Below are 23,372 nucleotides of genomic sequence, written 5' to 3'. Positions count from 1 at the left end.
CCGCCCTTATCCATTCAGACTTTGGCAACCATTTCCCCGCTGCTTTTCACCAGGATGACATCACAAGTCGCTCGTTTGGCGATCCCTTTTGAAATACTTCCGGTCATTACACGTTCCGGTTTTCTTCCACGCGTTTCACCGGCCATAATAAGATCGATATTATAATCAGGGACAATATGGCGAGTAATTCTCACCTTCGGCGTCCCAACTTCAAGAATTGTTTCGGCATCGGCAATTCCTTTTTCCTCTGCTGACTGTTTATACGCTTGCAAGCTTTCAGAAGCTCGCTGTTCTACCCTTTGCATAATTTTTGAATCAAACCTAACCATGGAGGCATATGGTTTTGGGTCGACTATAGTCGTAATATAAAGTTTTGCATCTTGCTCCAATGCAAACGTGCAAGCTTGGTTGAATGTATCATATGAAAATTGTTCTCCGTCGACACAGACGAGAATGTTCTTATAATTAAACAATGTCATTTCCCCTTTTTTAGCAAGAAGTTCTGAAGGAAAATAACATCTAAAATACCGGTTGTCAAAGATAAAACCATTACGAAAAAGTTAGTGTCCAACTCTCTATAAAATATACAAGCGAAAACACAGTCACGATGCTTGCTATCGCAAATTTTGACTCCCTCACGCGAACGTAACCATATTTTTTAAAAAAACGTTGAACCTCACGTTACGTGCTGTTTTATACTTACAGTAGCAGTTCAAATAAACGAGGGGAGCGGGGTTATGTACACGATTGGAAAACTTTCAAAAAAGACCGGCGTAACAGTAAGAACGCTTGATTATTATGACGAAATCGGGTTGTTGAAACCACAAAGTGCAACCGAAGGCGGGCATCGTCTATACGGAGAGGAAGAGGTCATGCGCCTGGAACAAATTCTGGCTTTGAAATACTTGGGTTTTTCATTAGAAAAAATTCAATCAGTTTTACATGAGTCTGCGCACACGTGGGAAGAAGCGTTGTCCGAGCAGCTATTGATAGTTAAAGACCAGAAGAAACGACTAGACGAGTTGGAGCAATCACTCTCGGCTGTGCTGTATTCGATTCGAATTGAAGATGAAGTGCATTGGCCGTTAATTTTTGGGGCCATGCGACTGTTTCAGCAAGACAAGGAGGAAATAACGCGAGTGCTTGATCGCTATTTAGATCCGGCACAGCAGGAAAAGATGCTTTCGGTGGACCTTGATGAGAAGAAAAAGCAAGAATGGACGACGCTCATCCTTGAAATTCGAGATCATTTGCATGTATCTCCGGACTCCGACATTGCGCAACAATTGGCAGATCGCTGGTTGGAGGGTGCATACAACATGTTTGATGGGGATGAAGAATTTTTAGGCAATGCATGGGAAGCAATCACTGAAGAGAGCGACGGTATCATGTTTTATCCGATGACAAGAGAAGTCGTTACGTTTATTACAGAAGCCATACAAGCAAAAGAAGCAAAGGAGAATGAGGATAATGAAAACAGCCATTGAAATGAAAGATGTCCGCAAAACGTATGGCAAGGACATTGTCGCTATCGATGATCTCTCGCTTACCGTGGGAGAAGGGACGATTTATGCATTACTTGGCCCGAATGGTTCAGGGAAAACGACGACAGTGCGGGTCCTCACATCACTTGCTGTCGCGGATGAAGGAGACATCTTTCTTTTCGGTAAAAATCTGAAAACAAACCTTTTAAGAAATTGGGTAGGATGTGTCGCTCAAGCATCAGGCGTAGATCCAATGGGCACCGGCAGAGAAAACTTAATGTTGCAGGGGAGGATCCATGGGTTAAAGGGAAAGGATCTAAAGAATCGTGTAGAAGAGATGCTCGAGCGTTTTAACCTTCAAAAAGATGCGAGCCGTCTCAGCATGAAATATTCCGGCGGGATGAAGAGAAAGCTCGACCTTGCTATGGGCCTTATTCATCATCCGAAGCTGCTTTTTCTTGATGAACCGACGACCGGCCTAGACCCCGAAGCTAGAGAAGATTTATGGAAAACGATCCGGCAATTGCAGACAAAAGAGGGCTTGACCGTGATTTTGACTACACATTATATGGAAGAAGCTGACGAACTTTCAGATCGTGTCGCTTTTATGAACGAAGGCAGAATCGTAGCGGAAGGAACAGCCGAAGAGCTGAAAAATAAACTTGGGGGCGACACGCTCTCGATTCAATGCACTAACAACGCGCAAGCTGATCGCGCAAAAGAAATTTTAAAAGTGTTCTACCAGGTTACACGCGACGAAGATACGTTATATGTGCACTCGAAACAAGGAGCAGAAGAACTGCCGAAAATTTTAAAAATATTAGAAAGCGACCAAACAGAAGTCCGTTCAGCATCGGTTTCCAGACCTGCGCTTGGGGATGTTTATCTCATGTACACAGGCAGGGCACTGAGGGAGGAGACGAAGCAATGAAATTAATCACGGATATATGGTGGGTATTTATCCGTTATCTAAGAAGTATTATGCGCTCTCCCTTTATTATATTGATGACCGTCGTCCAGCCGGTGTTATGGATGTTTCTCTTCGGGCAAGTTTTCTCAAGTATGGCTGAACTCCCGGGATTTGGCGGGAACTCGTACATGGATTTTCTCGGCCCGGGTATCGTCATGATGAGCACGATGATGGCAGGGGCCTACGCCGGTATGGGCATCATCAGTGATTATCGTGATGGCGTGCTCGATCGGTTTCTGATTTCACCGATTCATCGGTCGTCATTATTGTTGGGAGGCCTGCTACAAGATGCATTAACGATGACCTTGCAAGCACTGATTATGATAGGTGTTGCCATGCTTCTAGGTACACAATTTTCCGGCGGGCTATCAGGGATCCTTCTGCTCATATTGATCGCTGTTGTACTCGGCCTGGTTATGGGAGCGTTGTCGATGTCCGTTGGGCTAATCGTCCGACAAGAAAAGAGCCTGACAGCTGCTGTTGGATTTACGCAATTGCCGTTGTTATTTTTATCAGGCTTGTTCATGCCGCTGGATCTCGTGCCGGGGTGGATAGAAACAGCGGCCGCCTTTAATCCCTTGAATTGGGCCGTTGAAGCAGGACGGGAAGTGGTAGGAACCCAGACGGATGGGGGACTTGCTTTTCAATACGGCAGTTATTTGCTCGTAATGTTCATCATTTCGTGTTTGCTCGTTCTCGGCGCGTTTCGCGTTTATCAGCGATCGTTATAAGTATGGGCAGCAAAAACGACCCATTCCTTTGAATGGGTCGTTATACTATCCTTTCAAAACTAACGCTTCTCCATAGACATTTCTGTATCTGTGTTGGCCGCTTTCTTTTCTTTTCGCTTTTTCAAATAACGCCTGGGCCACCCCAATATATCTTCCATGATCATATATACGGAAGGGACGAGGAGCAAGGTAATTAAGGTCGCGAATAACAATCCGAATATGATCACCGTTGCCATAGGTGCCTGGTAATTACTGGCGCTTCCTGTTGCCAGTGCCAGGGGTAGCATACCTGCCAGGGTGGTCAACGTCGTCATAAAGATCGGGCGCATGCGGTTTTTCCCAGCTTCTTGTAAAGCTTGGCCTCGTTCCCAACCTTCTTTCCGCAATTGTTTCGCACGATCAACCAGCAAAATGGCGTTATTCAGAACAATCCCAACGAGAATCAGCGCCCCCATTGCGGAAATCGGGTTTAGTTCTTGCTGCGTCATCAACAGGCCAAGAATAACGCCCACGATCGTCATCGGGATCACGGACATGATCACCAGAGGATGGATCAAATGATTAAATTGGATCGCCATCACGACATACACGAGAAAGATGGAAATGAGGAAAATGTACATCATTTCTGTCATCATCTCTTGCTGTTGTTCCATCTGCCCGCCAAACCCGGCCGTATAGCCATCATCAAAGTCATAGCCGGCTATCATCTCCTGCACGTCTGCATTAACAGAACCGAGGTCACGGTCTTCCAGGCTGGCCATGACTTTCACAATCCGCTGGCCATCCTCATGTACCAGTTCTTGCGGAGCCTCAGTCGTTTCCAATTCCACAAATTCTGCCAAATCCATGGTGTCAGCTTCTTCGGGTTCTTCGGGTTCTTCTCCCGGCATCAGGGTTTCTTCTTCCGGTGGCATTTCAATCGCCAAGTCTTCAAGCTCATCTACGCTGGCCACTTCCAGATCCGAGCTCATATAGACAGGATAGTCACGGCCATCCAAGGTCATTTCATCAATCTGCTCATTCATGAAAGCAGCTTCAATTTGTTCACGAACTTGGCCTGTTGTTAAACCTGCGTCTTCAACTTCCTCTTCGTCAATCACAAACTGTTCTTCGGTTTCCATATCTGACATGGAATGGTGAATGCCCGTGACGCCTTCGATGTTTTCCAGCCCAGTTTCCATATCCTCGGCTGTCTCACGAAGTCCTTCCAGACTGTCCCCTTGCACAATAATTTCTACGGGATTCCCCATTTCCCCCGCTTCCATGGACATAACCACATTTTGAATCGGATAATCTTCTTCCAGCGCTTCCAAATTGTTCATGATTTCCGAGTTGACCTGTTCTTGAGGCAGGCTGGCTTCTTCTTCCGGTGTCATGTTTACGAAAGCAAACATCATATCTTCATCCGTCATAACTGTATAATCGGACACATCTGGTGTGTCGGACAAGCGCTCATGCATGGCATCTGCAATGTCCTCTTTTTCCTCATCATCGGTATGGCTATCCAAATTCACGATGAGTTCAGCTTGCCGATCCAATACATCAGGCATCATGCTCATGGGTACAAACGCAACCAGGAAAAGAGAGAGAATAAATAGAAACGCGAATCCGGTTGACACCAGCCATCTGCGCCATTTTTTCCATGACATCCAGCCAACGAAACGGCCGTACATTCGCAAGAGGGCGTTTTCCCCTTTGTGAACCCTGGATTCTTTCATCCTGATCCATTTCTCTGACAACACAGGAATGACAGTGAAGGATATTACCACGGAACTGACGAGCGTGATAATGATGACCATCGCCAACATCATAATGAATTCTCCAATGTCCCCGCTTAAAATACCGATTGGCAGGAACACGACAACGGTCGTCAGCATCGATGCCAGAACGGCGGTTGATACTTCCTTTGTGCCCTCGATCACGGCTTCAATTTTAGGGAGACCTTGCTGCAGTTTGCGATAAATGGACTCCAGAATGACGATCGAGGCATCCACCATCATCGCGATGCCCAACCCGAGGGCGAGGAGTGTCATCACGTTGATACTGTAGTCCATGAGCCACATTATTGAAAATGTGAGCAAAAGAGACAAGGGAATGGAAATGCCCACAATCGCCGTGGCACGAAAGCTTCTTAGAAAAGTGAACAATACCAAAAGCGCCAGAAGCCCGCCGTATAACACATTCGTCTGAATGTCGCGGAGGTCATTCGTGATATAATCGGCCGTGGCTAACATTTCTTCGAGCTCAACGTCTTCCGGCAGTCCCTCTGCTTTCATGTCCTCAACCTCTGCCCGCACCGCTTCCGTCATTTCCACCTCGGTCGCATCGTCAGACCGTCCGATTTGCAAAAATACATAATCTTCTTCCCCGTTTTTCCACGCGGTAGTTGTTGTATCCGCCTGGGCTATCTCAATGGACGCATATTCTTCTAACGGTTCCGGTCCATTAGCGGTCGATATCTGCAAATCTTCGATATCTTCCACGCTAAGCATCGTGCCGTCCCATCTTAAACGAGGTTCATCGTCTTCTTCCGATAATTCCCCAATGGCCCTGTTCTGGTTTTCCTCCTGGAAAAGTTGGGCGATTAGTTGGGGATCAACCCCATCTTCCTGCAATTGTTCATGGTCCAATTCAATGATGAGTTCTTGGCTGTCTTCAGCCGCCACATCTACATCTCTAACTTCAGCAAGCGACTCGAGTCGTGGTTGTATGACTTCCTCAGATACATACGCCAACTCTTCACTGTCTGCTCCGTATAAATCATAATTCAATTCATAGGGAGGATTCATGGAAGCTTGCATGGAAAAAACATTGTTGATGTCAGCTATCTCGTTTTCCAGTTCATTCATGGCAGCATCTAATTCGGCGAAGGCATCATCCCCTTCCCCTTCTTCAAACATGATCATGATCGAACCGTTGCCGAGGGTGATCGTTGTCTCATATGTATCAACCGTCTCAATTTCATCCAGTCGATCCTCAACAGGGTTAATGACGGTCTCTTCCATATCCAGCGTGTTCAGGTCGCCTGCATCAATTTGAACCATGCCCATGTCCATCGTCATGCCGGGCATCATCTCTATGTCGACATCATTGCTGGCAAAAAGACCAAACAATAAAACAAAGATGGACAGCAGACCAACGATTAACTTTCTTTTCAATAATAACCGCAACCAGTTCATTTCCCCACTCCATTTTTCATAAAATTTTCTCTTGGCCAATAACTATAATACATGACGTCACGTTAGAATCAATACTTTTCCGCAAAATCAATCTAGAATTCTTTATCTACTACTAAGATCGCTGACATTTCACTCGCTCCTCCATGTTATTGCATGATCTCATAGTGTAAATAATCCCCAAATAAGCCACCAAGCACGCCCCAAATACCAATGCTTACAGTATGCCAGACAATAACTCGCTTTTTGTCTGCGCCTGCAGCGAGTGAAGCAAAGGCAGCAATATGACCAGAAGCAACCAATGGAGCAAGAATTGCAACGCCAGGCACACCATATTTTTCATAACGTTCTCTCGATTTGCTTACCCGGTTTTGAATAAACCCGTCATTTTTTGATGTGCGATCGCGAAACCTCATCAGCAAAGCATTAAAAAGTAGAATAATAAGCATCACTGAAATCCAGTTGCCTAACATGCCGGTTAATGCTGCTGAGATAATAGGCAAACCCACAAGAGCACCGACAATAGCTCCACCGGGAGATTCTACAAATGGAATAAATGCTATAACAGAAACACCTATGTAGGGGGACTGAGATCTTTTCTACTTGCGGGGAAAGGAATGAGCCGGTGACCGTTTAATGCCCTAGCATCACTACTAATTAACTATGTTATAATCATTTAAAAAGAAGGAGCGTGTACTCATGTCGAAAAAGGAGGATAAGCACCCTTCTGTGCGTGAACAAGTGCTAACTTACAATGACTATGCTGCTTTGGACGATGGCAATCGCTATGAGCTGGTAAATGGTCAATTGGAATTAATGCGTCCGGTTCCATCCACACGCCATCAACTGATTAGTTACGAGCTTAATAAAAAAATAAGTGCGTCTTGTGAGAATGAATATTTTATTTTATATGCTCCAATTGATTTGATTTTATCCAACTCAGAAGTTCGCCAGCCCGACATCGTAATGGTTCATCGAGACCGCCTGAACATTCTTAGCAGAAAAGGCATAGAAGGCCCGCCCGATTTAGTCGTTGAAATCCTCTCTCCTTCCACCCTGAAGCGGGATAAAATGGATAAACTCCAGGCATATGCCCGCTTTTGTATACCCGAATACTGGATAGTGGAGCCCGAACTGGGAATCCTTGAACAACATGTCCTTAAAAAAGACACCTATGAACTGGCAAATATTTATCATCAGGATGAACCCATCACATCCAGGATTCTCCCTTGTATCTCGTTCACTATGGATAAAGTGATGGAGAACATCCCGAATATCTAATCATATCTCACTTACAGTATCATCGCCGCCGCCAAGCCAAAGATAAACAATGGAATATTAAAGTGCAAGAACGTCGGCACACAGGTGTCCCAGATGTGATTGTGATTCCCGTCTGCCCCCAGCCCGGCGGTCGGCCCGAGCGTGCTGTCTGATGATGGCGAGCCAGCATCGCCGATCGCGCCGGCCGTCCCGATTAATGCTGCTGTGGCTAACGGCGAAAAACCCATGGTTATGCTTAAAGGGACGAACAAGGTTGCCAGGATGGGGATCGTGCCAAAAGATGTACCAATTCCAGTCGTTATGACCGTACCTACAAGCAACATCATGGCAGCCGCCAACAACATGTTGTCCCCGAGCATCTCCGTTGTAGAAGCCACCAACCGATCCACCGCTCCCGTCTCTTCCAGCACTGTTCCATACCCGGAAGCGATGAGCATGACAAAAGCAATCATCCCCATCATTTTTATTCCGTCGTTCACCATTGTATCTCCTGATTTGAACGGAATGACGCGAAACACGAACATCAAAGCGATCCCTGCCAAGGCACCAAGAATGAGGGAGTCGCTAATCAGTTGAACGGCAAATGCTCCGATAATCGCTATAATGGTGAAGAAGTGAAATTTCGTAAATGCAAGTTCTTCATTCATATTTACAGCCATTTCTTGATTGGCCATGTCGACGTCACGAGGTTCTTTATCTTTTCGGTAACTGATAAAAATGGCGAATAATAAACCGGCAACCATTCCCAAACCGGGGATGAACATCGCTAACGGGATATCTGCATAGCCCACAGACATGCCATTGTCATTCATTCCATCTACGATCACGCCATGAAATATCAAACCAAAACCTGCCGGTATCATGACATAAGGCGCCTTCAAACCAAAGGTAAGCGATACGGCCACTCCTCTTCGATTAAGCTTCATCCTATCAAACAATTGCAATAAAGGCGGAATCAGTATAGGAATAAAAGCGATATGGACCGGAATTAAATTTTGTGAAAGAGAAGCTACAGCAGCAATCGTTAAAAGCAAAAAAGCTTTCTTTCCTTTCAATGCATGTATCAAGTTTTTTACTAAAAAGCCGGTAATGCCTGAATAACCAATCATGACGGCGAAAACGCCAAGCAAAATATAACTCAACGCCGTTTCCGCTTGCCCGCCCATCCCCGATACGAGCAAATTCGTCGTATCAAGCAAAGACATCCCGGAGATTAGACCTGCCGTGAGGGCGGCTGCCAGAAGGGAAAGGACGACATTCACTCGCAGCAAACTAAGAACGACTAAGACAAGAACGGAAATGATGACCGCATTCAACAAGACAACTTCCCCCCTCATTTTTTTAAATATAAATAAACCGTGTTTTATAATAACATAGAACCCTTTACTTTACTAAAGAAAAAATTAAGCTTGGGAAAATACCCAAGCTAAGTCTCTCTATTTCTTCTTCACCTCAAATTGGATCCGCTGTCCCGCGACTTCAACATCACCTTTCTCTTTCTGGAAAACGGGCTTTTCAATCCTGCGTACCGGCTGGTACCCGTCTCTTGCGATTCTATCTAAACATTCTGCAATCGTTTCGTTTTCGCCAACGTCATACTTTATCTTTTTCCCCAATTATCGTCGTACTCCTTTTACCCAAAAACCGCCATGGAAATTTTTCGGTTCATGCGAGATGATAAACGCCTTGGAATCAAGCAATTTCACCGTTTCAAATAAATCCCTTTCTGATTTTCGGGAAGTTAATATCTCCATCATCATGCGATCGCCTTCTCTTCCGTAGGCGATCCAATTTGTCACACCGTAGCCTTTGTCACGCAAACGATTCGGGATGTCCGGTTCATATTCTTTCGTAATGACGTTAACGGCAATATACCCTAATGCCAGCTTTTCTTCAATCTTCATCCCGACAATGACACCAATACCGAACCCTAAGGCGTAAGCCATAACATGAAGGACAGAGGTCATGTTATCGAGCACAAGGCCAAGGCCGGTCACATAAATCGTGATCTCCGCCATCCCGACAACCGCGGCCCCGTAGCGTACCCCTTTCAGCGTTAACATCATGCGAAGCGTGAACAAGCTAACGTAAGCAACGTTGATCATTAAAATAATGAAAATCAACGTCCAGGCATTTTCAAGCAAAAAACTTCCCAAGGCGTTCAACCCTCCCAAATCATGATTATATTCCGCAGAAATATATCATGAATATCCGCTATCTGGAAGCATTATTTTTCGCGCGTTTCGACACTACGATAATCGTTGAGCGCTCGTTCTTCGACGGGAATTCGAACAAAAAAGAGCATACACGCGTTTGCAATGGTAAAAACAACAGCCGTTACGTACGCTTGAAAAATCAGCGGCAACAGCAGAATTTCCGCCATTACCACGAGATAATTCGGATGCTTTAACCAACGATACGGACCCTTTTGAATGATCGATTCACCGGGTAACACCATCACTTTTAAATTCCAAAAACGCCCGAGGGAGCCCATTACCCACGCGCGCAATCCTTGTGCACCGAGAAATAGAATCAGCAACACCGGCCACCCGGGCATCAGGACAAACTGATTATAATACGCTTCAAACAATAGCGATACCAGAAATGCACTATGTAACACAACCATCCACGAAAAATGTTCGCTGCCGTGTTCAACGCCTCCTCTTGCTCTCATCCAGGCTTCATTTTTTCTGGCTACCCATAGCTCAAAACATCTTTGGAAAATAACCCAAAGATATAAAAGCACAAACAGTAACATTCACTTACCTCCATTCCAGCCAAAGTAATTCGGAACTAAATCCAGGGCCGAGGGCAGTCGCGAGACCTTGCGTGCCCTTTGGATATTTCCGGTGCAATATGTCTTCAAGTACATACAACACTGTTGGCGACGACATATTTCCGTGCTTTGCAAGGATTTTTCTTGCGTGAGCCGTAAGAGACGGCGGCAAATCCAATGTATCTTCATAAGCTTCCAATACTTTTCTCCCGCCCGGATGGGCCACAAGTGCCGTGATGTCCTTATAATTTTTCCCCAACCGTTCCAAAAATTGATCGATATTCGGTCCAACCCATGAATGGACAATCGAAGGTATATCTCTGGAGAAAACAACATGAAGGCCGTCATCACCAACATCCCATCCCATCACCCGTTCGGAATCCGGCATCAATGTTGTTTGGGTATTAGTGATGTACGGGTGCGTGTGGTTGCTTAGTTGCACCTTATCCCCTACGATAAGCGCACAGGCGACACCATCGGAGAATAAAGACGTCCCGATGAGGTTACTCTTCGAACGATCCCCGTGCTGAAACGTTAAACTGCACAACTCGATGCAAAGAACAAGCACCTGCGCTTCCGGATAGGCCAGGCAATACTCGTAGGCACGTGCCAAACCGGCGGCACCGCCACCGCATCCTAGTCCCCATAAGGGAATACGATTCATATGTAACGGCAGCTGCAACTGATTCATAATGCGCGCTTCAATGGAAGGTGTGGCAATACCTGTGCTAGTCACTGAGATAAATGCCGTTATATCTTCTCGATTCGCCCCAGCTTTTTTCAGACACTTCTCAACAGCTTCAGTGCCCAATTGAACGGCATTTTCTATGAATGCTTCATTTTTTTCTCCGAAACTGTGGGGTTCTTGATACCACTCCAACGGATTCACAAACTGTCTTGTTTCAATTTGTCCATGATCAAATACTTTCAGCAATCGATCAATATCTGTGAAATCCGCTGCGAATAGTGAACGGACCATATTTGCGATTTCCGTTTGCGACGCCTCATATGGCGGGATCGCCGTTGCTACCGATTGAATGGCAGGCATTCTAATCCCCCCTCGTCTCCCTAGTATTACCATTTATACGAAAAAAATGACAAGTGATTCACTTGACACTCCCGCGGCTAAAGCAATGGGATTCTAAAGTGCTATTACGTTCGCAATCCATTTCTGTTTTGAACGAGCCTTTAGTTCAGAGATGTGCCATCCCCTCGTCCTGTTTTGTTCTGCCCACTATGGCACATATACCTTACAGGCGGTGTTGCTCTTCCCACAACACTAGTGCAGGACGGCTGAAATAAGTGATCCCCATCGTTGTTGGCGCCAGATTTAGAAAACGTGCCAGATCTCCACCCAATGGTTGAGATATCAAAAATAGAAGGCACGGTTACTATTAACTTCCGCGAAGAGAACGTCCGAAATCCTCATTATGACACCACTAGAAGGAAGATTACCCCAATTAGAGGTGCCTGTTTTTAAATCTTCAAACCCAAGCAACCAATTTGCGAACGTTGTATTTGTTTCCGTCATTTTTTGATACATTTGGTTTGTCATGCGATTTATCCTGGAAAGAAGCGATTCATCCCACATCTAAAGAAGTAGGCTTTCTCGCTCTAAGTTCTGTAATATTCTACACATGGATGCTCGTTTAAAAAGTTCGCTAGTACCGTAGACAATTGCCTGGACACTTGCTGATGTTTTCTTGATGGAGCAATGGTCATACCTGATGGCGCGATTGAGGCGACGATGTCATATAGAAGGGGCAAATCAAAAAAGATTTGCCCCTTGAACACTCCCCTTTTCGCATTATTTTATCCCTTGATCTTTTGCCATTTTCTTTGCCACCCGCGGAGCAAGCCATAACACCGGTAACAAGATAAGTGAGACAGGTACTGCGGTCACAACGATAAAGGATTGCAAGGCATCAACACTGCTTTCGCCAAGTACAATTAGAACCGATGCCACAGCGCCCATGATAACAGCCCAGAAAATGCGTACCCCTTTTTGGGGATTGTCTCTTCCCGTAATGGATATCGATATCGTATAAGACATCGTATCCGCTGTCGTTGCCACAAAGACCACCGTTACAACCAGGAAGGCCGCTGCAATCCAAAACCCTAAGGGTAACTGAGTGACGATTGCGTTAATGGACGCGGCTAACCCTACTTCCCCGAGAGGACCTCCAACGGAGCCTGGGTTTTGCTGTTCAAAGAATATCCCTGTTCCACCTATCACTGTGAACCAAAAGTTCATCACGAGCGGAGCAATAATGATCACAGCTAAAAACAATTCACGAAGCGTTCTGCCATTAGAAATCCGGCCGATGAATATCCCCATCATCGGCGCGTAACCGATGAACCAGCCCCAAAAGAATAAGGTCCATTGGGATAACCAATCTTCATCGCCTCTATAGAAAGCAAGCTTTAAGAAATCCTGAATATAGATGCCATAGGAACCGATAAAGCTATCAATGATAAACCTTCCGGGGCCTAGCAGTAAGATAACCACGCTTAGAAATAGAGCAAAAATAACATTAAAACGACTCAAAAATTGAATACCTTTATGAATACCCGTCATAGCAGATATCGCGGCGATCAATATAAGGACAGCAACAACCACTAATTGGGTGGTTAAGGTGTTTGGGATCCCAAATAAATCATCCATCATATAGGCTGCCTGCAGTCCTAGAAAACCAATGGGACCAATTGTCCCGGCGGCGACAGCTACGATGGCACAAGCGTCCACGAACGTCCCCAACACACTTCTATGCATAATCTTTTCGCCAAAAATAGGAAAAAGTAAACTCCTTGGTTTCAACGGCATCCCTTTTGACTGTCCGTACATAACAACGACAGTAACGAGCGTGCCATTTACCGCCCATGCTAAAAAGCCCCAATCCAAAAATGATTGCGCCAACGCGGGTGCGATGGTCGCGTCCTCTGCAGGAGGCACATCCCCATACATTGGTGGGGTTTCCAAAAAATGATATATCGGTTCGGCAGCAGCCCAAAACACACCTCCGCCCGCCATCAATGTTGTAACGATCATCGCGATCCACTTAAAATTATTCGTGTCGGGTCGATTTTGAACCCCTAAACGGACGTTCCCATATCGAGAGATCATTAATCCAAGCGCGACTGCAAAAACAAGTACCATAAATACTTGCCAAAAAGCACCAAAATAGGATGTTGCCCATCCAAACAACATATCCACCATATCAGCTACAGCCCCTGCATTCACCAAAGAGACGATCACAAAAAGAACAAGTGCTCCTCCACTAATGGCAAACACGGGCCAGTCTAATTTTTGATTCACTATCTTATCCTCCTAAAAACAACATAGGTGGAAATGATACTAGATAAAATAGCAGTGTGCAATTATAAATTTTTTGTTTCGACTTGATTTTTCAAGCATTCGTAAAGTATACACCCAACAATAGAGACACCGGGCAAGTCGCACAGATCTCTCTGAATTCAACAAGGCTATACGTGTTTTTTCATTGTATTTTTTCTTGTACCAATAAACCGCCTGCATCATGGAGATATGTTTCAATACCCTCGGAAGATCGGTAAGCTAACGCGCCCACTGTTCCCGTCGGGTTGTGATTCCCGAAGTGCGGAAAAGCTGATGCTCCGACAACGAATAAATTCTCTGCCTCCCACATCTGTAAGTAACTGTTGACAGCTGAATGTTCCGGATCGTCCCCCATGATTACGCCGCCAGCGTAATGTTGACCGAAGAAAACATTACCGAACTCCTCGGGAATCTCGTCTGCATCTAAGATGTCGGCTCCCATTTTTTCCATAATCTCTTCGCATCTATCCATACAATAACGCATTAAATTGCGATCTTGATCCGTATATTCATTGGTTACTCTTAATAGAGGATCCCCATAGTTATCGATATACGTGGGGTCCAGATCCATATAATTATACCCCCAAGGCAATGTCGCGGGTTGCACTTGGACGGTCAGGTTTCGATTCGAATAAAACTGGGAATTTTCCTTGAACTCAGCGCCCCACTCGGGAATATCAGATGGCACGTGGTTGTTATCGATGGGGCGATCGCCATTTTGCCCAATATACACTTCTCCTCCGTGGAGAAAATCTAAATCGGTATGATCGAAGTTATCAGCCGTAAAATCGCTGATCGTAGCACCTAGAGCCCCGGCACCCATATGGAGATTAAATTTGCGATCATTGAAAAAACCACGAGCACCGAGAAATGACAGGGAGTGCCCGGTAAAGTTTTTCCCTATAATTCCTTCACCTGTATCCGGATTATAAGGCTCTCCAATTTCCGATAAGAGCAACAGCCGTGTATTCGTAAATGTAAACCCGGTCAACACCGGCTTTTGTCACTTCTGCGCTGACAACACCACCGCCCAACCGGCTCCTACAACAAGAACTTCGACTGGGTCTAACCTTGTTACCATAAAATCTCTCCTATGGAATTGAGTCGATTCGATATAAGTAAAATTTCTTCCTCCGCTGACGTTTAGTGTTGCATGGATCTCCAATAATATACATCATTTTACATCAGCAAATACGTATACTTCAGAGCGGCGGAGAGAAACTGAAAACAATAATTGAAGACAAGGGGGATGTTGTTTACAAAAATATTGTATGGCACGCTAGCATGCATTTTTTTGGTAGGAGTATTAGGGGCATGTAACGGAGGGACGGCTGAGGATAATATGCAGGACGGAGCGGAGCAGGATGAGGCGAAAATCGAAACGGAACCAACGGATAAAGGGATCGAAGAAGATCACTTTAGGGGAAGAATTAAACGATCAAGATAATAAGGGGGGAGCCGTGACCGAGAAGATGATCATGAGCTTTCCAGTTAAAACCGTATTTTTCCGAATACTCGTGCCAACACCCCGAGTAAGACCACTCTGTTCCAAATGATGAGCCGATCGAATAAAGAAGGTTTCGTTCCGAAAAACCAGGTATATTTTCTGAATACAGCGTCCGCGTATGCCAGAGGTTGTCCGCAAGCCCAAAAAACAGGCCGGATCCTTCTCCCAGCCTGCTTCCCATTACCGATTTGTAATTGTTTCCGGGTACATGTCATGATACAGCAACCGTTGCTCCGCCATTTTCTCGTATTTACTGCCGGGTTTTCCGTAATTGACGTAGGGGTCAATCGAGATTCCGCCGCGCGGCGTGAATTTCCCCCATACTTCAATATATCTCGGGGCTATTACCTCGACAAGGTCATTCACGATAATATTGATCACATCCTCGTGAAAATCGCCGTGGTTGCGAAAACTGAACAGATAAAGTTTCAGCGCCTTGCTCTCCACCATTTTTTTATCGGGAATATAGCTGATATAAAGCGTCGCAAAATCCGGCTGGCCCGTGAGTGGACAAAGCGTCGTGAATTCGGGTGTGTTGAATTTCACAAAATAATCCCGGTATGGATGCTGATTATCAAAGGTTTCAAGCAGCCCCGGATCATATTCAAACGTATAGGTCGTTCCTTCATTACCAAGATGGGACAACTGAGCATCGTTTTCTTCTGTCATCGCTAAACTCCTTCACACCCCTTGTTTATTTCCCCATAAAAGCGCATGGATTTGCGGCAGCACACGAACATCGTTCAATTGCGATTCCTCCATGACTTTCGCAACGAGCCATTCATATTTTTCCAGTAGGTGATCACGCAATCTTGCCGGCTCGAGGGCTTCCAAATCATCATTGCCGACTTGCAAATAAAAGGGCACGTCGGGATAACGCTCGTGTACCTGTGTAGCGTAGGCTAGGTCTTTTTCATCAAAAATAACGACTTTTAAACTATGGTGCCCCGCTTGCTCTTCCGCTAAACGTTTCATGAATGTGTCAAGCCGAGACCAGTCGGTCCCCATTTTTGAACTGGGCGGCTTCGGGGAAACGGTCACCTCATCAACGGCCAACAACCAATCCTGCCAAAAGGAACCTTGTGTCTCTACAGCAGAGGCGATCCCTTTTTCTTGAAAAAGTTTCACAAGTGCAGCAATGCCGGTATGAAGCGCGGGATTGCCACCGGAAATCGTCACGTGCGAAAAACGCTCGCCTCCGATCCGTTCGAGTTCTTCCATAATGGTCGAGGCATTCATAGGCGTCGCTTTTTGGCTCCCGTCCCACGTAAAAGCAGAATCACACCAGGCGCACCGATAATCACAACCGCCGGTGCGAACAAACATCGTTTTTTGGCCAGCAACCATCCCTTCGCCTTGAATTGTAGGGCCAAAAATTTCTAAAACAGGAATTTTTCCACTCATCGATGCTCATCTCGCTTTGGACGGTATATCGCGTAACTGGTAGGCGTTTCACGCACCAGCACTTGCAGGCAATACGGTCGGTTCTCTTGGGCTGCCAAGCGTTCATCGATTTTTCCCCAAAACACGCGGGCTACCACTTCTGTCGTTGGCAACCCATCTGCAAAGGAGGGGTGATCGTTTAAAAGCGCGTGATCAAAGACGCTGTGAATCTCCTCTTTCAAGGTTTTAAAATTCACGAGAAATCCCGAATCATCAAGCGTGTCTCCCGCGATCGTGATATTAATAAAATACGTATGCCCATGCGTCTCCCTGCAACGCCCTGCATCTTTGTGATCAATAAAATGGGCGGCAGCGATCTGCATGTCCTTATTCAACTCGTACCTATAGTCATGAAAAACTTGCGGGTAAAACTGTTGCAGCATTACGCATCCCTGTCCTTGCTGTTCAAATACGTTTCAAGCCCTTGCCCGCGTAATTTACACGCCGGACATTCGCCGCAGCCGTCGCCGCGAATACCTTGGTAACACGTGAGCGTGTAGTCCCGGATATACTGTAACTGCCCTAAATCATCGGCCAATTTCCACACTTCGGCTTTATCCAACCACATAAGGGGGGTGTGCAAAACAAGCGTATCATCCATTGCTAAATTGAGTGTCACATTTAGCGACTTTACGAAACCGTCTCGGCAATCCGGATAACCGCTATAATCCGTCTCTGACACACCAGTGACGATATGTTTGGCGCCTCGTTGTTCGCCGAATATCGCGGCAAAAGAAAAAAACAACAAATTACGTCCGGGAACGAACGTACTCGGCAACTCGCCTTCCGCTCCCTCGCTCACTTCAATGTCGTCCCGCGTGAGTGCGTTGGGCGCCAGTTGGTTCAACAAGTCCATGTCGAGCACCTCGTGCTCGACTCCGACATCAGCAGCGATTCCTTTAGCGACTTCTATTTCCTCATCATGCCGCTGTCCGTAGGAAAATGTGACCGCGTATACTTTTTCAAAACGTGCCAACGCCCAAAATAAACAGGTCGTACTATCTTGTCCGCCGCTAAACACGACAACGGCGCTCCTTTGTGGCAACACAACCCCTCCTTTCCGTCCATTGATCTCAATCTCTATTATAATACAGGATGTATCCATAAAATTAAAGCATTCTGTTTTTCTCTATTCTATCTCATAATTTTCATAAACAACTTCAAATGTACGCCGATCTTCCAACGGTGTTACTTGCTCCACAGTACGATTATCCTGCTCGACTTGAATTAAGTAATAATCTTGTCCAGTATTAGCGAGATAAAAATTCGGATTCCCGCCCCAGCTATAATTCGATCCGCTTCCTATATATTCATACAAAAACACCGGCCAATCCGTTTCCGTTTGGATGTTCGTTTCCAGTGTCTGTTGCTGGGTTAAGTCGCCAATGTAATTCAAGGAAAAAAAGATCGTCAAAACGATGATAAAAAAAACGAACGTGTACGTATAAAACTTGCGTTTTAATCGTTTTTGGCGAATCTCTTTGATTGTTCGCGACCGAATGGACCCTTCTTCCACAACGATCATCTCCTTAGACTACTAGTGTGCCCCTTCACTAGCAAATCTATGAAACCGAATCGATGGGTATTCCTATCTTTAATGGCATCTACTTCTAGTCTTCATCATCATTTCTATTTTTCCACTTTGGACGCAAGTGCGGACGTTGATAGGGTGCCATTTTTTCCAGAAGTTTTTGTGGGGAGGCATCAACCGTGAGCAATTCGAGATTATCTTCGTTAGAAAAACCTTCTCGCACGCTATATTGGATCATATTCAAAAGTGGCAAAAAGTAATCTTCCACGTTTAAAAGGCCCATAGGCTTGTCATGGATCCCGATTTGCGCCCAGCTATAAATTTCGAATAGCTCTTCAAACGTTCCAGCTCCTCCCGGCAACGTAATAAAACCATCAGAAAGATCACTCATTTTCGCCTTCCGCTCGTGCATGCCATCTACCTCGACAAGCTTTGTCAGTGATCGGTGGACGACTTCCCCGCGGAACAAACCTTTCGGCATCACGCCAATTACTTCACCGCCGGAGGTGAGCATTTCATTTGCTACTTCTCCCATCAAACCAATGCTGGAACCGCCATAGACAAGCCGGATGTTATTTTCCAATAAACAGCGGCCAAGGTTGCGGGCCTCTTGGGCATAAGTTTTTCGTTCCCCGGCATTAGAACCTGCAAAGACACAAACCGTGTTCATCGTGTTAGATCACCTCTTTTTTTTCCAATGAGACGTTGATTTTTTTCGACGTTTCCTGTATCTTCACTATAATAAAGATACCATAATCGCTCTTGAAAGGAGTTCTCCACTTTGACTGATCAACAGCAAATTGCCGCTAAGATATGGGATCCAACCCTTTATGATAACACGGCCCAATATATTCTCTACTATGGAGAGGATGTTATAAAATGGCTGGCTCCGAAAAAGGGCGAAAATATCATTGATTTGGGGTGTGGAACCGGGCACCTGACAGCAAAAATAGCAGAATCCGGTGCGAACGTGACCGGGGTTGACAACTCGGGAGCAATGCTTCAGGAAGCGAAAAAACAATACCCGGAGATTCCTTTTATCCAAGCCGACGCAACGAATTTTCATTTGGACGAGCCTGTGGAAGCTGTATTTTCCAATGCCGCTCTTCATTGGATGACGGAGCCGCAAGGAGTCATTTCTTCCGTATCAAAGGCGCTGAAACCGGGAGGAAGATTTATAGGTGAAATGGGTGCAAAAGAAAATATCGCTACCATTATCGCCGCGATCAATATGGCGTTTGTCGAAATCGGACAGGAACCGATGCCTGCCGTATTTCCTTGGTATTTCCCAAGTCTAGCAGAATATGCAACGTTGCTCGAAGAAAATGGATTCACCGTTGAGCAAATGGCTCAGTTCCAACGGCCAACAGCTTTAAACAACGGACCGGAGGGGCTTAAATCTTGGATGCGAAACTTTGCTGATCCACTTTTGGATACCCTTAGCGAAGAGGAACGGGAATTTGTGCTGGAACGAACGATCACCTATGCAGAACCGGCACTTGTTGATGACGACACATGGTTCGCCGATTATGTCAGGCTTCGGTTTGTAGCTGTAAAAGATAAATAGACAGGAAAGTTCCTTTCCGGACGACAAAATCCGTGAAACTTCTTGACGCTCGTCTGTCTTTCCTGTTATATTATTAATTGTTGCCAATCGGATCGGGGCTGTAGTTCAGAGGGAGAACGCTTGTCTGGCAGACAAGAGGTCGTGGGTTCGATTCCCACCAGCTCCACCAGCTACATAATCATTGTGAACCCACGCAGTTCCTCAATCAGGGGGGGCTGCGTTTATTTATATTGGAATCCGGTGTTCGGGGTGACCATAGAGGGGAAGGTCATAACGACCAATGTGGCGGTGTTCCTTTGCGTTCTCACGGTTTCGAGCACTCAATTTAAATCGAAGCCCCCTATCCAATTGCCTCATTATTTTTCGTCAAGGAGTGATCCCTTTGGCTACGATCGATGATTTTATGAAACTGGACATGCGTGTCGGAACCGTTTTAAAAGCCGCACACCTCAGCGGCGCAAAAATCCCCGCCATTACGATGGATATTGATTTCGGGGACGAGATAGGCATTAAAGCATCAAGTGCTCAAGTCACACAGCGTTACGAACCGGGCACATTAATCGGGGAGCAAGTAGTCGCGATTATTAACTTCCCCCCTCGTAAAATAGCCGGCTTCACCTCCGAAGTACTTGTCATTGGCGGTGTTCCGGAAAAAGGGGATGTCGTTTTACTAAAACCGGAAATGCCATTGCCGAATGGAACGACCATTTCCTAATCGGCGTCTTGTAAAGGAACCGAAAAATGATGTTTAAAGTATTGCCCGTCGGCTTCCTCTTGCCAGAGGATCAAAACGTCCAACGTTTCAACATCTTGAGCGATGGGAAGATTCCGAACACCCAAGGAGGCATTCGTTGGTAGCACGTCTGTTTCTTCTACAGCTAACCCATGGTCACGATGCCTATCGTCCAATTGATCGAACGTGTGCATCGTTACATTTTTTTTGCTGCCCGACGTGTTTGCAAGTGTTAACTCGTACATATCGATGTCACCGGGTTGGCACAAACGATCACTATTGGCATCAGATATGTCAACGATCAATCGCCACCCCTCTTCTTGTAAATGGATCGGTAATTCAGCAGCCATTAAATCATTCGGGTACAAAAACAATAACACGAGTAATGAAACAAAAAACTTATACCGTTTCACGTTAAACCCTACCCTTCGACTGGCACCAATTTGCTGGCTTTTGCTTCTACTTTTACCTGATCGTCCAAAACTATACCGCCGCATCTCCGCCTATGTTACGATTTATGCTTGGAACAAAACCCGCATTTTTCCAGAGAAAAATGCGGGTTTCCTATTACAAAAAGAAAATGTAACCAACAAAGACGAAAAACAACCCGTACATAATCGGATGCACTTTTTTTCCTTCTCCTTTTAATAACATTGTAATTGGATAAAACATGAACCCGAGTGCAATCCCGTTGGCGATGCTATACGTAAGCGGCATCGCGACGACGGTGAGGAAAGCTGGAAGTGCGATTTCGATCTTGTCCCACTCGATCAAACGCAGCGCCGAGGCCATCATCACCCCAACGACGATCAAAGCCGCTGCCGTTACCGCTTCCGTGACTACCGCGAGCAATGGGGAGAAAAAGAGTGACAACAGGAACAGAGCCGCGGTCACCAGAGAGGTAAATCCTGTCCGGCCGCCGGCAGCAACCCCGGATGTCGATTCTACGAACGCTGTCGTCGTTGAAGTTCCTAAAACCGCACCGACAGAGGAGGCGGAAGCATCTGATAAAAGCGCGCGTCCGGCGTTCGGAAGCCTGTTATTTTTTACATAGCCGGCCTGGTTGGCAACGGCATAGAGCGTTCCCGCCGTGTCGAAAAAGTCGACGAATAAGAAAGTAAGGATAACGATGAGCAATTGCATGATCATCGCCGATGTCCACTCCACTTCTGCGATCCCGGTAAAGGCAGCGCCGAATGTGGGAGCGAGACTCGGAATCGAATCAACAATGGCAGAAGGCATCTCCACAAATCCGGTGACGACCCCTGCAACGGCTGTTAACGCCATTCCGTAAAAGATGCCGCCGCGAAATCCTAGCACCACAAATATGACAGTCACGACAAGCCCAAATATCGCTAATAGCGTGGTCGGTGACGTCATGTTACCGAGCGCTACATAGGTGGATTCATCAGGCACAACGATTTCTGCATTTTGCAGTCCAACAAATGCGATAAATAGCCCGATCCCGCTGGCGGACGCGTATTTCAGTTCCGCAGGAATCGCGTTGATGATCACTTCGCGAAGCTTAAAAAGCGTTAGGATAATAAAAATAATACCGGAGGCAAACACCCCGAAAAGCGCGATCTCCCAGTCGATCCCCATCCCTAAAACGACCGTGTAAGCGAAAAAAGCGTTCAAGCCCATTCCCGGCGCTAAAGCAATCGGATACTTGCCCCACAGACCCATAATCGCCGTTCCGATGGCGGCCGCGATGGCCGTGGCCGCAAAAACCGCGCCCATATCCATCCCCGCGTCACCTAGAATGAGCGGGTTCACAAACAAAATATAGGCCATAGCCAAAAACGTCGTGGTCCCGGCCAGTGTCTCTTTGCCATATGTTGTGTTATGTTCCTCAAAACGAAAATAATGTTTCAACGGGTTCACCCTCTTTAGATAAAATAAAAAACGGTCGTTGCCCAGAGCATAACGACCGATAATAAAAAAATATCGATCATAGTCGGAACATTTACGGTGTTCCAGTAGAGACTCGCGAGCCATATTCCCGCGATTATATGAAACTATTTACTTTTAATGACGACGTCATTTTACAATGATTGTTGTACATTGTCAATAAAAACCGAATAATTGCATTGATCATAACGGAATTATTCGGTTTTAGCAAGATTTAACATGATTCATCCGTGCAACTGTCTCCTTGGCTGACGATATTAATCTTATTTTCATTTTCTTCTTCTTGCACTTTTTCCAGCACCTCTAGAAACGCACTCGCCGGCTGGGCACCGGATACTGCATATTTGCGATTAAAGACGAAGAACGGCACGCCCTGCACACCGATATCTGCCCCTTCTTGCATTTCTTCCCGAACTATATCTTCATACCGATCACTGTCCAGCATGGAACGGACAGCTCCCCCGACGAGCCCTACTTCCTCCGCAAGGGAGACGAGTGTATCATGATCGCCAACGTGTTTTCCTTCTGTGAAATATGCCCGCAACAAACGCTCCACCATTTCTTCCATTTTTCCTTCTTCTTTTGCAAAATGAGTAAGGCGATGGGCATCTTTTGTATTTGTCAATACGGAAGATTCCAATTTGTAATCCAAACCGACCTCTTTCGCCTGGTCTTCGACTTGTTGGGTCATTTCTTTCGCCTTCTCCACGGACATGCCGTATTTTCCTGCAAGCATCTCAGCGTTCGTTTGCGATTGTTCTATTTCTGCATTGGGGTCGAGTTGAAAACTTTTAAACGTTACATTCACGTCGTCACGGCGGGAAAATTGTTGCAGACCATCCTCAAATTTTCGTTTTCCAATATAGCAAAACGGACAAGCGATGTCCGACCATATTTCGACGTTCAT

At 45.9% G+C, this 23,372-nt stretch carries 26 protein-coding genes, 1 tRNA gene and 1 riboswitch; of the genes, 8 read left to right on the top strand and 19 right to left on the bottom strand.

Features of this window, described 5'->3' with window-relative positions:
- Window positions 1–14 precede the first annotated feature (14 nt).
- Window positions 15–473 carry a universal stress protein gene (locus tag DT065_RS16945; protein WP_160112627.1) on the bottom strand — a complete coding sequence of 153 codons (459 nt, stop codon included), beginning with the start codon at window positions 471–473 and terminating at the stop codon, window positions 15–17.
- Window positions 474–737: 264 nt separating this feature from the next.
- Between DT065_RS16945 and DT065_RS16940 the strand changes: the two genes are divergently transcribed.
- The 3 genes from DT065_RS16940 to DT065_RS16930 are packed head-to-tail and all read left to right on the top strand — an operon-like array spanning window position 738 to window position 3,185.
- Window positions 738–1,487, top strand: a complete 750-nt coding sequence (locus tag DT065_RS16940; RefSeq protein WP_114375384.1) for a MerR family transcriptional regulator — start codon at window positions 738–740, stop codon at window positions 1,485–1,487.
- Window positions 1,471–2,415, top strand: coding sequence for an ABC transporter ATP-binding protein (locus tag DT065_RS16935; protein ID WP_160112626.1), 945 nt, complete (start codon window positions 1,471–1,473; stop codon window positions 2,413–2,415). Before DT065_RS16940 ends, DT065_RS16935 begins: the two co-directional genes overlap by 17 nt.
- Complete coding sequence (locus DT065_RS16930) at window positions 2,412–3,185, top strand: ABC transporter permease (protein WP_114375380.1); 774 nt, start codon at window positions 2,412–2,414, stop codon at window positions 3,183–3,185. Before DT065_RS16935 ends, DT065_RS16930 begins: the two co-directional genes overlap by 4 nt.
- Before the next feature lie 59 nt (window positions 3,186–3,244).
- On the opposite strand, the gene DT065_RS16925 is transcribed toward DT065_RS16930, so the two are convergent.
- Both DT065_RS16925 and DT065_RS16920 read right to left on the bottom strand, forming a co-directional pair.
- A complete protein-coding gene (locus DT065_RS16925; RefSeq protein WP_114375378.1) occupies window positions 3,245–6,364 on the bottom strand; it encodes an efflux RND transporter permease subunit in 3,120 nt (1,039 codons plus the stop codon).
- Between the two features lie 146 nt (window positions 6,365–6,510).
- Entirely contained in the window at window positions 6,511–6,885 is a 375-nt protein-coding gene (locus tag DT065_RS16920) for a small multi-drug export protein (protein ID WP_227002828.1), read from the bottom strand.
- A 175-nt stretch (window positions 6,886–7,060) separates the two neighbouring features.
- On the opposite strand from DT065_RS16920, the gene DT065_RS16915 reads away from it, so the two are divergent.
- Entirely contained in the window at window positions 7,061–7,642 is a 582-nt protein-coding gene (locus DT065_RS16915) for a Uma2 family endonuclease (protein ID WP_114375374.1), read from the top strand.
- A gap of 11 nt (window positions 7,643–7,653) precedes the next feature.
- On the opposite strand, the gene DT065_RS16910 is transcribed toward DT065_RS16915, so the two are convergent.
- From DT065_RS16910 to DT065_RS16875, 7 genes are all read right to left on the bottom strand, one after another.
- Window positions 7,654–8,961 carry a Na+/H+ antiporter family protein gene (locus DT065_RS16910; RefSeq protein ID WP_114375372.1) on the bottom strand — a complete coding sequence of 436 codons (1,308 nt, stop codon included), beginning with the start codon at window positions 8,959–8,961 and terminating at the stop codon, window positions 7,654–7,656.
- 117 nt (window positions 8,962–9,078) lie between these two features.
- Entirely contained in the window at window positions 9,079–9,246 is a 168-nt protein-coding gene (locus DT065_RS16905; RefSeq protein ID WP_114376398.1) for an NETI motif-containing protein, read from the bottom strand.
- A 12-nt stretch (window positions 9,247–9,258) separates the two neighbouring features.
- Window positions 9,259–9,798, bottom strand: a complete 540-nt coding sequence (locus tag DT065_RS16900; RefSeq protein WP_193550780.1) for a DUF2179 domain-containing protein — start codon at window positions 9,796–9,798, stop codon at window positions 9,259–9,261.
- A gap of 71 nt (window positions 9,799–9,869) precedes the next feature.
- Complete coding sequence (locus tag DT065_RS16895) at window positions 9,870–10,400, bottom strand: isoprenylcysteine carboxyl methyltransferase family protein (RefSeq protein ID WP_114375370.1); 531 nt, start codon at window positions 10,398–10,400, stop codon at window positions 9,870–9,872.
- Window positions 10,401–10,404: 4 nt separating this feature from the next.
- The gene (locus DT065_RS16890) at window positions 10,405–11,466 is read right to left on the bottom strand and encodes a type III polyketide synthase (protein WP_114375368.1); all 1,062 of its coding nucleotides are present in this window, start codon (window positions 11,464–11,466) and stop codon (window positions 10,405–10,407) included.
- A 759-nt stretch (window positions 11,467–12,225) separates the two neighbouring features.
- On the bottom strand, window positions 12,226–13,734 hold the full coding sequence (locus tag DT065_RS16880) for a BCCT family transporter (RefSeq protein ID WP_418314562.1): 1,509 nt from the start codon (window positions 13,732–13,734) through the stop codon (window positions 12,226–12,228).
- Between the two features lie 181 nt (window positions 13,735–13,915).
- Window positions 13,916–14,767 (bottom strand): GMC oxidoreductase, encoded by an 852-nt coding sequence (locus DT065_RS16875; protein ID WP_114375362.1) that lies wholly within the window; start codon window positions 14,765–14,767, stop codon window positions 13,916–13,918.
- A gap of 255 nt (window positions 14,768–15,022) precedes the next feature.
- Between DT065_RS16875 and DT065_RS16870 the strand changes: the two genes are divergently transcribed.
- Window positions 15,023–15,220: a hypothetical protein gene (locus DT065_RS16870; protein WP_114375361.1), complete on the top strand. Its 198-nt coding sequence runs from the start codon at window positions 15,023–15,025 to the stop codon at window positions 15,218–15,220.
- 240 nt (window positions 15,221–15,460) lie between these two features.
- Here the strand turns inward: DT065_RS16870 and queF are convergent, their stop codons facing one another.
- The 6 genes from queF to DT065_RS16840 all read right to left on the bottom strand — a co-directional run bounded on the left by queF (window position 15,461) and on the right by DT065_RS16840 (window position 18,924).
- Complete coding sequence (gene queF, locus DT065_RS16865; protein WP_114375359.1) at window positions 15,461–15,949, bottom strand: preQ(1) synthase; 489 nt, start codon at window positions 15,947–15,949, stop codon at window positions 15,461–15,463.
- 12 nt (window positions 15,950–15,961) lie between these two features.
- A complete protein-coding gene (queE, locus tag DT065_RS16860; RefSeq protein ID WP_114375357.1) occupies window positions 15,962–16,684 on the bottom strand; it encodes a 7-carboxy-7-deazaguanine synthase QueE in 723 nt (240 codons plus the stop codon).
- Window positions 16,681–17,106, bottom strand: coding sequence for a 6-carboxytetrahydropterin synthase QueD (gene queD / locus DT065_RS16855; protein WP_114375355.1), 426 nt, complete (start codon window positions 17,104–17,106; stop codon window positions 16,681–16,683). The genes queE and queD overlap by 4 nt, the downstream gene beginning before the upstream one ends.
- On the bottom strand, window positions 17,106–17,768 hold the full coding sequence (gene queC, locus DT065_RS16850; protein ID WP_227002651.1) for a 7-cyano-7-deazaguanine synthase QueC: 663 nt from the start codon (window positions 17,766–17,768) through the stop codon (window positions 17,106–17,108). The genes queD and queC overlap by 1 nt, the downstream gene beginning before the upstream one ends.
- 84 nt (window positions 17,769–17,852) lie before the next feature.
- Window positions 17,853–18,239: a hypothetical protein gene (locus tag DT065_RS16845; RefSeq protein ID WP_114375352.1), complete on the bottom strand. Its 387-nt coding sequence runs from the start codon at window positions 18,237–18,239 to the stop codon at window positions 17,853–17,855.
- 94 nt (window positions 18,240–18,333) lie between these two features.
- Window positions 18,334–18,924 carry an LOG family protein gene (locus tag DT065_RS16840; RefSeq protein ID WP_114375350.1) on the bottom strand — a complete coding sequence of 197 codons (591 nt, stop codon included), beginning with the start codon at window positions 18,922–18,924 and terminating at the stop codon, window positions 18,334–18,336.
- 111 nt (window positions 18,925–19,035) lie between these two features.
- On the opposite strand from DT065_RS16840, the gene DT065_RS16835 reads away from it, so the two are divergent.
- From DT065_RS16835 to csaA, 3 genes are all read left to right on the top strand, one after another.
- Window positions 19,036–19,821, top strand: a complete 786-nt coding sequence (locus tag DT065_RS16835; RefSeq protein ID WP_114375348.1) for a class I SAM-dependent methyltransferase — start codon at window positions 19,036–19,038, stop codon at window positions 19,819–19,821.
- Between the two features lie 94 nt (window positions 19,822–19,915).
- Window positions 19,916–19,990: transfer RNA gene (locus DT065_RS16830), tRNA-Ala, on the top strand.
- 213 nt (window positions 19,991–20,203) lie between these two features.
- Window positions 20,204–20,536, top strand: coding sequence for a chaperone CsaA (gene csaA, locus DT065_RS16825; RefSeq protein WP_114375346.1), 333 nt, complete (start codon window positions 20,204–20,206; stop codon window positions 20,534–20,536).
- Here the strand turns inward: csaA and DT065_RS16820 are convergent.
- The 3 genes from DT065_RS16820 to DT065_RS16810 all read right to left on the bottom strand — a co-directional run bounded on the left by DT065_RS16820 (window position 20,533) and on the right by DT065_RS16810 (window position 23,372).
- Window positions 20,533–20,967 (bottom strand): YozF family protein, encoded by a 435-nt coding sequence (locus DT065_RS16820; RefSeq protein WP_114375344.1) that lies wholly within the window; start codon window positions 20,965–20,967, stop codon window positions 20,533–20,535. The genes csaA and DT065_RS16820 overlap by 4 nt on opposite strands.
- 154 nt (window positions 20,968–21,121) lie before the next feature.
- Entirely contained in the window at window positions 21,122–22,429 is a 1,308-nt protein-coding gene (locus DT065_RS16815) for an NCS2 family permease (protein WP_114375342.1), read from the bottom strand.
- 59 nt (window positions 22,430–22,488) lie between these two features.
- Window positions 22,489–22,590: riboswitch (purine riboswitch) on the bottom strand.
- An 89-nt stretch (window positions 22,591–22,679) separates the two neighbouring features.
- A complete protein-coding gene (locus DT065_RS16810; protein WP_114375340.1) occupies window positions 22,680–23,372 on the bottom strand; it encodes a DsbA family oxidoreductase in 693 nt (230 codons plus the stop codon).

The organism is Salicibibacter kimchii (assembly GCF_003336365.1).
Lineage (GTDB): Bacteria > Bacillota > Bacilli > Bacillales > Marinococcaceae > Salicibibacter > Salicibibacter kimchii.
The sequence above is the reverse complement of the archived record's forward strand: the minus strand, read 5'-3'. Positions and strand labels throughout refer to the sequence as shown.